General features: G+C 55.0%; 10 protein-coding genes. 7 read left to right on the top strand and 3 right to left on the bottom strand.

Annotated elements, in window-relative coordinates:
- The first annotated feature begins 18 nt into the window (after positions 1–18).
- On the top strand, positions 19–831 hold the full coding sequence (locus tag KE671_RS04995; RefSeq protein ID WP_206162005.1) for a MetQ/NlpA family ABC transporter substrate-binding protein: 813 nt from the start codon (positions 19–21) through the stop codon (positions 829–831).
- An 86-nt stretch (positions 832–917) separates the two neighbouring features.
- Here the strand turns inward: KE671_RS04995 and ttrA are convergent, their stop codons facing one another.
- The 3 genes from ttrA to ttrB are packed head-to-tail and all read right to left on the bottom strand — an operon-like array spanning position 918 to position 5732.
- Positions 918–3989, bottom strand: coding sequence for a tetrathionate reductase subunit TtrA (gene ttrA / locus KE671_RS04990; protein ID WP_206162004.1), 3072 nt, complete (start codon positions 3987–3989; stop codon positions 918–920).
- Entirely contained in the window at positions 3982–5004 is a 1023-nt protein-coding gene (gene ttrC, locus KE671_RS04985) for a tetrathionate reductase subunit TtrC (RefSeq protein WP_206162003.1), read from the bottom strand. The genes ttrA and ttrC overlap by 8 nt, the downstream gene beginning before the upstream one ends.
- Positions 5004–5732, bottom strand: a complete 729-nt coding sequence (gene ttrB, locus KE671_RS04980) for a tetrathionate reductase subunit TtrB (protein WP_206162002.1) — start codon at positions 5730–5732, stop codon at positions 5004–5006. The genes ttrC and ttrB overlap by 1 nt, the downstream gene beginning before the upstream one ends.
- A 179-nt stretch (positions 5733–5911) precedes the next feature.
- Between ttrB and ttrS the strand changes: the two genes are divergently transcribed.
- From ttrS to KE671_RS04950, 6 genes are all read left to right on the top strand, one after another.
- Positions 5912–7684: a tetrathionate respiration histidine kinase TtrS gene (gene ttrS / locus KE671_RS04975; RefSeq protein ID WP_206162001.1), complete on the top strand. Its 1773-nt coding sequence runs from the start codon at positions 5912–5914 to the stop codon at positions 7682–7684.
- Positions 7659–8261 carry a tetrathionate respiration response regulator TtrR gene (gene ttrR / locus KE671_RS04970; RefSeq protein ID WP_206162000.1) on the top strand — a complete coding sequence of 201 codons (603 nt, stop codon included), beginning with the start codon at positions 7659–7661 and terminating at the stop codon, positions 8259–8261. The genes ttrS and ttrR overlap by 26 nt, the downstream gene beginning before the upstream one ends.
- 93 nt (positions 8262–8354) lie before the next feature.
- Entirely contained in the window at positions 8355–8564 is a 210-nt protein-coding gene (gene fumD, locus KE671_RS04965; protein ID WP_206161999.1) for a fumarate hydratase FumD, read from the top strand.
- Between the two features lie 461 nt (positions 8565–9025).
- On the top strand, positions 9026–9652 hold the full coding sequence (locus tag KE671_RS04960; RefSeq protein ID WP_206161998.1) for a ferredoxin-like protein: 627 nt from the start codon (positions 9026–9028) through the stop codon (positions 9650–9652).
- Positions 9653–9672: 20 nt separating this feature from the next.
- Positions 9673–11775: an aldehyde ferredoxin oxidoreductase gene (locus KE671_RS04955; protein WP_206161997.1), complete on the top strand. Its 2103-nt coding sequence runs from the start codon at positions 9673–9675 to the stop codon at positions 11773–11775.
- Between the two features lie 10 nt (positions 11776–11785).
- Positions 11786–12436 (top strand): YdhW family putative oxidoreductase system protein, encoded by a 651-nt coding sequence (locus KE671_RS04950; protein ID WP_206161996.1) that lies wholly within the window; start codon positions 11786–11788, stop codon positions 12434–12436.
- Positions 12437–12466 lie beyond the last annotated feature (30 nt).

The raw sequence follows: 12466 nt of genomic DNA, 5'->3' as shown, positions 1-12466 counted from the left end.
AATACGGAAACCATACTCATGAAAAAATCACTGACACTTCTTGCCGCAGCCACCTTAAGTGCCCTGAGCTTCGCCTCCTGGGCCGACACGCTGACCGTGGGCGCCTCTAACGTACCGCACGCCGAAATTCTCGAGCAGGCCAAACCGATTCTGGCGAAGCAGGGGATCGATCTGGAAATCAAACCGTTCCAGGACTACATCCTGCCGAACACCGCGCTGGCGGGCCGCGAAATTGACGCCAACTACTTCCAGCATATTCCTTATCTGAACAGCGTCCTGAAAGATCATGCCGGGGATAAAACCTACGATTTCGTCAGCGCGGGCGCGATCCACATTGAGCCTATCGGTATCTATTCGAAGAAGGTTAAATCGCTGAAGGAACTGCCGGAAGGCGGCAAAATCATCATGCGTGATGCGGTGTCGGAAGAGGGGCGTATTCTGTCTATCTTTGAGAAAGAGGGCGTCATCAAACTGAAGCCTGGCGTGGATAAAGTCAGTGCGCGCATCAGCGACATCGTGGATAACCCGAAAAAACTGAAGTTCCTGCCGAACGTCGAAGCCGCGCTGCTGCCGCAGATGTACAACAACAACGAAGGCGATGCGGTGGTGATTAATGCCAATTACGCCATCGACGCCGGTCTGGATCCGGTCCACGATCCGATCGCCGTGGAGAGCGGTGAGAATAACCCGTATGCCAACATCATTACCGTTCACCGCGGCGATGAGAAGAAAAAGGATATTGTCGCGCTGGTTGACGTCCTGCACTCAAAAGAGATTCAGGACTGGATCCGCACAAAATACAAAGGCGCGGTCATTCCGGTAAATAACTGATCCGTTTTTGCCGGGTGGCGGCTTTACGTGACCCGGCCTACGACGTCGGTAGGCCGGATAAAACGTGTTAGCTTTGCTATCCGGCATTAGCGTTGCAATCGCTCAACTTTCGCGGGCAGCCCCTGACGAACCGCGGCGCCGGATACCCAGTCCAGCCAGGTGTTACTCACTTTTCGCGTCGGATCGGCAAATCCCAGATCGTTCAGGTTTATCCCCGATTTCACTTTTGCATCAAACGGCAGCGGTTCACCGTCCAGCGTGTGCTGTGCGCCGCCCATTTCCCGGTGTCCATAGCCGTGCTCGATCGCGATGACCCCAGGCATTACGCCGTGCAGTAAACTGATTTGCGCCTCTACCTGTCCACCCGGCGTAGTGATCCGCACCGTATCGCCATGCGACAGCCCGAAACGCTGTCCGTCCTGTGGATTCAACGCCACCAGATTGACCGGTTTAACGTGGTGTAGACGCGGGATCACCGCGGAGGCGCTGGCCATGGTATTGGACTTAAACGAGATAAGCCTGAGCGGCCATTGCGTTAATGGAAATAGTTCTTCCACTGAACGTCCGTCAGACAGTCTTGCCGGATACCACGCCGGACAGCCGCTGTAGCGTTCGCCAGTGATAGCATGGCGATGAGCGGCAACGTCGGCATTCCAGATTTGCAGCGGCTTCTCCCACGCATTGCCGACCCGATTTTCGCTCCGACCACTCTTATCGGACGCGAACCGTCCGCCACGGGAATAGATAAATGCAACCCGACGGACTTCCTCCGTCTTCAGCGTCCGCTGAATGACTGGCATAATGCGGCTGACGCCAGTAAGGTCAATGTCTTCTGCTGCGGCTTCGGCGACCGGGGCTTTTCCCATAAACGCGATATTGGCGGCGATGCGCAGATAATAGTCTTCCGCACAATTGAGCGGATAGTGGTTTCCTTCGCTGTCGGAAATCGCCTTGTCACCAAATCCCGGCAGATTCAGTTGTTTTGCCACCGCAATGCAGAATGCCTCCATCGAAACCGGCTGACCGTCGGCGGCTGTGGCGGTGGCAGCGGTAACAATCGGCCAGCGTGCGGTAGTGGCTTTGCTGGCGACGCCGGCCCAGGGTGCGCTGAAACCCCAGCTTTCAAAGTTATGCGTGTCCGGGACGATGTAATCCGCAAGGGCAGTGGTCTCGTTCATATAGGCGTCGATTGCTACAAACAGCGGCAAACGGGCAGGATCTTTCAGTTTCTCTTCCGCCACCGCGCGCAGACCGGGCACACCGTAGAACGGATTGGTCATATTGGAAATCCACGCTTTTAACGGATAGGGATACCCTTCCAGCGCAGAGCTCAAAAGCTCAGTCAGTTGGCCGGCGACAAACGGATACCACGGTGCTTTGGCCGGGAAGGGGGACTGCCCGGCAGCCACTTTATTACGGTATTCTTCAGAGGATTCATACGCCGTTTTGCTTCGCGCGATGCTCAGCCCTTTGGGTTTCACTTTTCCCGGAAAACTTGCCATGTTGTAGCGCGGCCCGTCCGTTGCGCCGTTGAACTTCCCGCCACCGACAAAGACGCCGCCTTCCAGACTGAGGTTACCGATCAGCGCGTTCAGCATCATCACCGCCCACGCATTATAAAAGCCATTTCCTGCCATCATCCCACCGTGGGTGATGACTGCTGCTTTACGTCCGTGACGGGTAAAGGCGTCCGCCAGCGCGATGATTTTCTCCTCTGCCACGCCGCACTGCTGGCTGTACTGTGCGAGCGTCATTTTTTCCGCCGCTTCTTTCAGACACTGGAAACTGCTTTTTACCGTCACATGACGCCCGTCGGCAAGCGTCACCTGACGCGTGACAAACAGTACGGCACGCTGGCAATCACTGGCGGGGATCAGTTCGTTGCGCTCATTCACGACCAGTGGATCACTGGCAGAAGATGGGTCCAGATGGGTACGCGTTAAGTGCTGGCCAGCAAGCCCAGGAAGATCGTCGGCAATCACCAGATGCGTGGCGTTGGTCCAGCTCTTCTCGTCTGCGTGTTGCATCGCCTCTGTGCCAGGCAACGCCAGATAATCGGCGTTGTAGCGCTGGTTTTCGATAATCCAGCGGATCATCGCCATCGCCAGCGCGGAGTCGCTGCCGGGGATCACGGGTAACCAGTGGCCGTGATCGTCAGCCAGCACGGTGGTTAATGGCAGCGCCGGGGCGACGACCACATAGCTGAAGTCATCGCGCAGGCGTGCGCTGGAAAGCTGTCTGGCCTGGCGTTTAAACGGGTTGCCGGACTGCGCAGGCGAGGTGCCCATAAACAGCGCGAACTCGACGTTATCCCAGTCGGGCTTCACGTGGGTGTTTTTATCAAGATCGCCCATCAGCGCGCCAGAACCTGCGCGATAGGCCAGTCCGCAATAGGAACCATGCGCGCCAAAGTTTTTGCTGCCAAAGCTATTAAGAGCAAAACGGCGTAAAAAGGTGTCTCGCCCGTCGTCGCTGGTATTGGTGACCAGGAGCTGGTTAGTTTTGGGGCCAAAACCCGGATGTTCCGGGTCAATGGGGGTCGACGGGGCATAAATGGCGCGCAGGCCGTCAACGTGCCCCTCGCCAAAAAGGTCGCCGCCTTCCACCACTTCATCGATCAATTGCTCAAAGCTGATGCGTTGCCATTTTCCTTCGCCACGTTTCCCCACGCGTTTCATCGGCTCAAGAATACGCAGCGGACTGTACAGACCTTCCAGCTGCGTCGCGCCCCTGGCGCAGGCCGTCGAGCGGGCATCAAGACCGTTCTCGCCCGCCAGTTGCGCCATCGCCGTGCTGAACGGTACCGAGGCGTCAATGTGATGCTCATGAGAAAGCGGGTGATACGGATTGCCGGCAATACGCAGTACCCGGTTGGTTTGTTGATCAACGCGTACTCTGACGCCGCACTGCGTCCAGCAGCCGAAACACTGGGTCATGGCGATGGTTTGCTGCGGATTCTGCTGCCAGTGCGGGTGCGCGTTGGCTTCCGGGATCAGCGCGTTACCCACGATGTGGTCGCGGGTGATTTTACCAGAGGTGCCGTTGATTAAACCCTCAATGGCGCGCTTCGCCACGTCACGATAACTAAGGGCGAACGTCGCCATACCGCCGACGGCCAGACCGACTTTGAGCCACTGGCGGCGGGATAAATTAGCCATGTTGCAGTCTCCTTGCGAGTACGTTCACGATTTCGCGAACAATAATGAGCAGCGCTACCCACAGGCCGAAGGTGCCGAGGATGGCAAGCCAACCGTCGGTACCCGCGGGCAGGGCGTAGGGGTTGAACTGGGCGTTGAATTTCGGCAGCGTCTGTACCTGAATCAGTAAGGTCCAGCGCATGAGCCAGCACAGCGCCATCGCGCTCAGCGCCAACAGGCTGCGCAGAGGCAATGACAGCGGACGGCGCTGGGCGATAACGCTAAACAACAGTGAGATCAGCCAGAATATCAGCCAGCCCGAGGCGTAATGACGCGCAGAGGCGGAGATCGTCAGCCACTGGCGGATTGCCGTTCCGGAAAGCGTGTTACCACTGACCCAGAAAAGGATGACGACTGCGAGGGCGAGCAGTGTCAGCAGTTGTCCGAGAGCGAGGCGTTTTTGCGATGGGAAATCATCGCGCCCCCCCACAATTAACAATGCTAAAAAGGTTTGTAGCGCGCTCAGGAACATCGCGAGAACAAAGGCATAACTGAACCAGACGGGGCGTGCCTGAACCACAGAGACTTCCCGCCCGGTATAGAGCAACAGCCCTATAGCAGCGAGCGCGCTGGCACATGCTAACCATTTGGTGACAACGTAACTTTTACCGGTGAGTTGTTTATAAACCTGCGCCAGAAACCAGAGGCCGAGGAACGCAGTGAACAGCGGTAAAAACAGTGCGCCCCACGGCATCCATGACCAGGGCGTGGGGTAAGCATAGAAATGCCAGACGCGGGCCGTCTGGTGGAGATCGGCGGTCAGCGCCAGCGGTGCGGTAATGGCACAGGTCAGGGCAATCAGCAGCGTCAGATTTTCCAGCGTCGGATTGGCCTTTTTACGCCAGTGAAGCACGCAGCCAGACAGTGCCGCACAGGCGGCAATGCCGATGAAAAAGAAATACTGTACTGCCCAGGGAAGCCAACTCACCGCCTGTGGACGGGTAAGCACTTCTTCAATGATTAAGGATTGCATCATCAGACCTCCTGCCAGAGTGCGGGCTGTGCGCGCCCCATCAACGGGGTGACAAACGCCTCGTCCAGTCCCAGATAGAAAACATGGGGTACCGTGTCATTTTCTGGCTTCAGTACTTTGATGGCGTCGTGATGGGTACGGATCAATTGTGAAATCCGGCTTTGCGGATCGCGAATGTCGCCAATGATGCGCGCCCCGCCCACGCAGGATTCAACGCAGGCAGGGAGTAGTCCGGCCTCCAGGCGATGGACGCAAAACGTGCATTTATCGGCGGTCTGTGTCTCATGATTGATAAAGCGCGCATCGTAGGGGCAGGCCTGCACGCAGTAGGCGCAACCGACGCAGCGGGTGTTATCGACCACGACGATGCCGTCCTCGCGTTGAAACGTGGCCTGTACCGGGCAAACCGGCACACAAGGTGGATTGTCGCAGTGGTTGCACAGACGCGGTAACAGCACGTTGGTCACCTCATCCGCCATCCGGACCTGATACTGATTCACATGGGTACGAAATTCACCCTGCGGCGTCTGGTTTTCAATCGCACAACTGACAGTGCAGGCCTGACAGCCGATACAGCGACGCAGATCGACAAGCATCGCGTAACGCTGCTTCGCGGAGCCGCCGTGACGCTCAGGTGACAAAGGAAACCTCGCCTGCGCCAGTGGAACCAGCGACGCGCCTGCGGTCAGGACGCCCAGTTGCTGGAGAAACTGCCGTTTACTGCTGTCCATTTTTTCTCCTGTCTCAAGGCAACAACGAAACATTTGTCACGCCGTTGGTTTGCGTGTGATGAATAAAGAATGTCGATGATTTACAGTGTAAAAATCGTGGCGGGGACAGCTCTATTGTGGTTAACCACATACCCGGCGGGTTGTTGATCTAAAACAACATAATCAACGGGGATAATGACGTGAGAGGTCAAACGGTGAAGGGACTGACGCTGCTGGCATCGGCCTTAATGTTCAGTGGCGCAGCGTTAGCGGGGTCATGGAATATCGGGATTCTGGCGATGCGTGGAGAGGTTTCTACCCGTAACCACTGGCAGCCACTGGAAACGCTGCTTAATCAGCAAATTCCCGGAGAACAGTTCCATATCCGGCCGTTGGATCTGCACCAGATGCAGGCGGCAGTGAACAACGAAAGCGTGCAATTTGTGGTGACCAACCCGGCGCAATTTGTGCAACTGAACAGCCATTCACCACTGCGCTGGCTGGCGTCTCTGCGTTCAGCGCGCGGTACGGGTAACGTCATCGGCAGTGCGATCCTTGCCAGGCGCGACAGCGGTATCACAGGCGCACACGATCTGATCGGTAAAACGGTGGGGGCCATCGATCCCCAGGCGTTCGGCGGCTACCTGCTGGGATATAAAGCGCTGAGCGACGCCGGTCTGCGCCCTGAGCGCGACCTCAGCCTGCGCTTTACCGGTTTTCCGGCCGATGCACTTCTCTATTTGCTCCGTGAAAAAGCGGTACAGGCGGTGATTGTTCCGGTCTGCCTGCTGGAAAAAATGGACGAAGAGGGACTGGTTGAAAAAAACGATTTTATCGCGGTGCTCAATCGTCCCGGTAATATTGACTGTTTAGCCAGTACGCCGCTCTATCCTGACTGGTCGTTCGCCGCATTACCTGCCGTCAATGATGCGCTGGCCGATCGCGTCACCCGCGCACTGCTGGCGGCGCCAGACACCGCCGCGTTTCACTGGGGCGCGCCGGCGTCGACAAGCCAGGTAGAGGCGCTTCTGCGCGATGTGCAGCAGCATCCACAACAGCGACGTTTGTGGCTGGATGTGAAAAGCTGGCTGATACAGCATCAGTGGCTAATGGGCGGGACCGTGCTGATCCTGCTGCTGCTGACGTTGAACTACATCTGGGTGATGCTGCTGGTACGTCGTCGTGGCAAACAGCTTGAACGCAACGGCGTCCAGTTGCGCCAACAGGAACAGGCGCTGGAAACGGCAAGGCAGATGAGCGTCCTCGGCGAAATGACCTCCGGATTCGCGCACGAACTGAATCAACCGCTGTCGGCAATTCGTCATTACGCGCAGGGAAGCCTGATTCGCCTGCAGTCGCAGGATCCGGCGCACGCGTTATTGCCTGCGCTCGAGCAAATTGATCGTCAGGCGCAGCGTGGGGCAGAGACCCTGCGAAATCTGCGCCGCTGGGTGAGTCAGGCTCAGGGAAGCCCGACCCGCACAGAAGAGTGGGAGAACATCAGCATTCACGAGGCGGTTCAACATGTCTGGCAACTGTTGCGCCTGGCACAACAGTTCCCGATGTTAACCTTACACAGCAATGTCGATCGCGCGTTGACGATTTTGCTGCCGTCGGTTTTGCTGGAGCAGGTGCTGGCTAATCTGATCCTTAACGCGGCGCAGGCGGGCGCCACCACGCTATGGATGGATGCCTCAGCGTTGACACAGGGAGTGCGCATCACGTTACAGGATAATGGCGGCGGTATTGACGATGCTTTACTGCATCAGGCCTTTCAGCCCTTCAAGACCAGTCGGAAAGAGGGGATGGGGCTGGGGCTGGTGATTTGTCAGCGGCTGGTGCGTTACGGCCAGGGGGAGATTCACCTGCGAAATCAGCGCGCGCCAGACGGGTTGCCCGGCGTGGCGGTTGTACTGGATTTTACCCAACAGGAGGATAAGAGCCGTAATGGCGATAATTCATTTACTCGATGATGATACGGCGGTCACCGATGCCTGCGCCTTTCTGCTGGAGAGTCTGGGCTATTCGGTGACGTGCTGGAAAGAAGGGGCGGTTTTTCTTGCACAGGCCGATGTCTATCAGACGGGCGTACTGTTGCTGGATATGCGGATGCCTGTCATGGACGGCAAGCATGTTCATGAAGTGTTGCGTCAGCGTGGAAGTACGCTGGCTGTGGTTTTTCTCACCGGACATGGCGACGTACCGATGGCCGTCGAGCAGATGAAACAGGGGGCAGTAGACTTCCTGCAAAAACCGGTCAGCGCCAGACCGCTGCAAATGGCGCTGGAACGTGCGCTGGTGGTATCGGAACAGGCTGTCTGCCGACTTCAGATCGCCACCTGTTACCGTGTGCTCACGGCAAAAGAACGTGAACTGGCCGGATTCGTCGTTAAGGGACTGATGAACCGAGAGATCGCGCAGGTGATGAACATCGCGGTACGTACAGTGGAAGTGCATCGCGCCAGGGTGATGGAAAAAATGCAGGCAGCAAATCTGGCAGAACTGGTCAATAAATGGCAACAATTAAAGGAAACGCATATCGTTGAATAATACCGTTGGTTATTTCTTTGATTTTCTTTGTTTTTTGTCATCCCATCCCGTCTGATATATGCTGTTTAACTGGACCTGCAATGAGAGACAATAATGGGAAACCTGACAAAAGATGATGAACTGTACCGTGAGATGTGCAGAGTGGTGGGCAAAGTGGTGCTGGAAATGCGCGATCTGGGACAGGAACCCAAACATATCGTGATTGCCGGGGTGTTACGAACAGCGCTGGCGAACCAACGAATTCAGCGTAGCGACCTCGAAAAGCAGGCGATGGTAACGGTAATCAACGCGCTGGCAGGCTAACCGCAACGAGGGATGGGATCATCCCTTATTTCCCGTCACAGGGAAATGTCAGGCATGTTTCTAAGTTATCGACAATTACCGTTAAGGGATAATTCGCTATATTGTTATATATATATCGGTCGTTTTTTAATTTATAGTTGAGAACAGTTTCACATTTATTTGCAATCTGGCGAAACAGTGTTTCACAGTCTTTATGATAATAAATATCACTACGCATTTAATATTTCCCTTCCCGTTTTTAATTGATAACGATCAAAGTTATACCCGCCAATAACTCCCATTATTTATTTCGCCTAACCCTAAAGGATTAGTTTATTTGCGTTAAGTTGCGTTATTTATGCAATCCGGTTATGGCAGAACTTCAGCTGTAGGAGGCAACATCAGAGGCTCTGTTTCAGCATAATTAGCATCAGCCTGGGACGTGTTGTCGACACTGCGTTTGCGAAGAGGATGCAAAATAAATGAACCAGGTTGATCGTCCATTATTAGATACTGGCTTAACGCGGCTGGAATTCCTGCGTATATCGGGAAAAGGCCTGGCAGGGTTAACCATCGCGCCCGCGTTATTGTCGCTTTTTGGCTGTAAGCAAGAAGATATCGATAGCGGTACCGTGGGGTTGATCTCCACGCCGAAAGGGGTGCTGGTAACTCAACGCGCCCGTTGCACCGGTTGCCATCGCTGTGAAATTTCCTGTACCAATTTCAATGATGGCGCAGTCGGCACCTTCTTTTCTCGCATAAAAATTCACCGACATTATTTCTTTGGCGACAAGGGACCAGGGTCAGGCGGCGGCCTGTATGGCGATCTGAACTACACCCCGGATACCTGTCGTCAGTGCAAAGATCCGCAGTGCATGAAGGTTTGTCCCATTGGGGCAATAACCTGGAATCAGGAAGACGGATGCATTGCCGTTGATCACCGACGCTGTATCGGTTGCAGCGCCTGTACCACCGCGTGTCCCTGGATGATGGCCACCGTCAATACCGAAACGAAGAAATCAGCAAAATGTGTTTTATGCGGTGAGTGTGCCAACGCCTGCCCGACCGGGGCATTAAAAATCATCGAGTGGAAAGATATTACTGTTTGAGTCTTGCAAAGGAAAACATTATGGCTAACGGTTGGACAGGTAATATTTTACGGGTCAATCTTACAACAGGCGATATTACCCTTGAAGATTCCAGTAAATTTAAAAAATTTGTCGGCGGCATGGGATTCGGCTACAAAATTATGTACGACGAAGTTCCCGCTGGCACTAAACCCTTTGATGAAGGCAATAAATTAGTTTTTGCCACGGGACCGCTTACCGGATCCGGCGCCCCCTGCAGTTCTCGCGTTAATATCACATCGCTCTCCACATTCACAAAAGGCAATTTGGTTGTTGATGCGCATATGGGAGGCTTTTTTGCGGCACAAATGAAATTTGCCGGCTATGACGCCATCATTATTGAAGGCAAGGCGGCATCGCCCGTCTGGCTCAATATTAAAGATGACAAAGTCACTCTCGAAAAAGCCGATTTCCTGTGGGGGAAAGGCACTCGTGCGACCACGGAAGAAATTTGCCGAATGACGTCACCAGAAACCTGCGTGGCGGCGATTGGTCAGGCGGGTGAAAATCTCGTGCCGCTCTCCTGTATGCTCAACAGCCGCAACCACAGCGGTGGTGCCGGGACCGGTGCGGTGATGGGCTCGAAAAACCTGAAAGCCATCGCCGTGGAAGGAACCAAAGGCGTCAACATTGCCGATCGCAAAGAAATGAAGCGGTTGAATGATTACATGATGACAGAACTGATTGGCGCGAATAATAACCATGTTGTGCCCAGTACCCCACAGGCATGGGCGGAATATTCCTCGCCCGCGTCGCGCTGGACCGCACGCAAAGGACTGTTCTGGGGCGCGGCGGAAGGTGGGCCGATCGAAACCGGCGAGATCCCGCCGGGTAATCAGAACACCGTCGGTTTCAGGACCTACAAATCGGTCTTCGATTTAGGTCCGGCAGCGGAAAAGTACACCGTGAAAATGAGCGGCTGCCATTCCTGTCCAATTCGCTGTATGACGCAGATGAACATTCCTCGTGTGAAAGATTTTGGTGTGCCGAGCACAGGGGGGAATACCTGTGTGGCGAACTTCGTCCATACCACCATTTTCCCGAACGGCCCGAAAGACTTTGAAGACAAAGATGATGGCCGCGTTATTGGTAACCTGATTGGCCTGAATCTGTTTGATGACTACGGTATCTGGTGTAACTACGGTCAGTTGCACCGCGACTTTACCTATTGCTACAGCAAAGGGGTGTTTAAACGCGTCCTGCCGGCAGACGAATACGCCCAGATCCGCTGGGATCAACTGGAAGCGGGCGATCCGAATTTCATCAAGGACTTCTATTATCGTTTGGCGCATCGCGTGGGTGAGCTTAGCCATCTGGCGGATGGGTCGTATGCCATTGCCGAGCGCTGGCAACTGGGTGATGAATACTGGGCGTATGAAAAAAATAAACTGTGGTCGCCGTTCGGCTTTCCGGTTCACCACGCCAACGAAGCCTCGGCGCAGGTGGGGGCTATCACCAACTGCATGTTCAACCGCGACTGTATGACCCACACCCACATCAATTTCATTGGCTCGGGTTTGCCCTTAACACTTCAACGAGAAGTGGCCGCAGAGCTGTTTGGCTCACCTGACGCCTACGATGAAACGAAAAATTACACGCCAATCAACGCGGCAAAAATCAAATATGCCAAATGGACGCTGCTGAAAGTGTGCCTGCATAACGCCGTTACGCTGTGTAACTGGGTCTGGCCGATGACCGTGTCGCCGCTGAAAAGTCGCAACTATCGTGGGGATCTGGATCTTGAAGCCAAATTCTTCCAGGCCGTAACCGGTGATGAAACCACGCAGGCCAGTCTCGATTTAGCGGCAGAACGCATCTTCACCCTGCATCGCGCCTACACGGTAAAACTGATGCAGACCAACGATATGCGCAATGCGCACGATCTGATCTGCTCGTGGGTGTTTGATAAGGATCCCAAAATTCCGGTCTTTAGCGAAGGCACCGACAAGATGGACCGCGACGATATGCGTGAATCCCTGACGCTGTTTTATAAAGAGATGGGCTGGCACCCTGAATTGGGCTGTCCGACGCGTGAGACGTTGAATCGACTCGGTCTGGAAGACGTCGCCGATGACCTGGCCGCACAGAATCTGTTGCCGGCGTAGGGAAAATCACATGAGCCAACCAGAGGATGTGAGTCAGCTTGCCGCACCCGATGTCGACCTCGAAAAGCGGCAGTGGTTGCAGGGACGACGTGAGCCGGTAGCCTGCGCGCAAGAACAGGCGACGACAGAAAGCCCTGCTGAGATTATGGCGGATTTTATCCGCCAACATTCGGCTAAAGGCCAGCTTGTCGCGCGCGAACTGTTCCTGCAACCGCCGTACTCGGTGGAGGAGGCGGAGCTCACGCCACTTCTGGAAATGCTCAGAGAGGGGCTTGCCGGGGAGGATATCGCCCGGGTGCCGGGCTCTCAGGATGAATATTACTACTCAACCCGGACCATGACCGCCAACTATGCCGACATGTGCGTTCAGGTGGTGGAAAAGGATATCTGTCGGGCAATCGCACTGGCGGTGCGTTTTGACTGCCAGACCTATCCGCGTCCGTACAAGGTCGCCATGCTGGAACAATCGCCTTACGGTTTCTCACCTGAGCAGATAGACGCCGCACTGGCCACAATTGAAACGCATCCCGACTATGCCGATATTCGCCCGGTTTCGTCGTCGAACGACGTGCCGTATTTGTTTAGCGAACGCTTTATGAGTTACGGCAAAGCCTACGGTTTGTGCGAATGGCTGGAAGTTGAGCAGTTTCAGAATCCCTGAATTCATGGAAAGCGTGGACGAGCGCGACCA

Source organism: Citrobacter amalonaticus, assembly GCF_018252635.1.
Lineage (GTDB): Bacteria > Pseudomonadota > Gammaproteobacteria > Enterobacterales > Enterobacteriaceae > Citrobacter_A > Citrobacter_A amalonaticus_E.
The sequence above is the reverse complement of the archived record's forward strand: the minus strand, read 5'-3'. Positions and strand labels throughout refer to the sequence as shown.

Excerpts from the sequence above, each read along its gene's own strand:
- KE671_RS04950 (WP_206161996.1), top strand. The coding sequence starts at position 11,786 with ATGAGCCAACCAGAGGATGTGAGTCAGCTTGCCGCACCCGATGTCGAC.
- ttrB (WP_206162002.1), bottom strand. The coding sequence starts at position 5,732 with ATGGACAGCAGTAAACGGCAGTTTCTCCAGCAACTGGGCGTCCTGACC.
- KE671_RS04960 (WP_206161998.1), top strand. The coding sequence starts at position 9,026 with ATGAACCAGGTTGATCGTCCATTATTAGATACTGGCTTAACGCGGCTG.
- ttrR (WP_206162000.1), top strand. The coding sequence starts at position 7,659 with ATGGCGATAATTCATTTACTCGATGATGATACGGCGGTCACCGATGCC.
- fumD (WP_206161999.1), top strand. The coding sequence starts at position 8,355 with ATGGGAAACCTGACAAAAGATGATGAACTGTACCGTGAGATGTGCAGA.
- KE671_RS04995 (WP_206162005.1), top strand. The coding sequence starts at position 19 with ATGAAAAAATCACTGACACTTCTTGCCGCAGCCACCTTAAGTGCCCTG.
- KE671_RS04955 (WP_206161997.1), top strand. The coding sequence starts at position 9,673 with ATGGCTAACGGTTGGACAGGTAATATTTTACGGGTCAATCTTACAACA.
- ttrC (WP_206162003.1), bottom strand. The coding sequence starts at position 5,004 with ATGATGCAATCCTTAATCATTGAAGAAGTGCTTACCCGTCCACAGGCG.
- ttrA (WP_206162004.1), bottom strand. The coding sequence starts at position 3,989 with ATGGCTAATTTATCCCGCCGCCAGTGGCTCAAAGTCGGTCTGGCCGTC.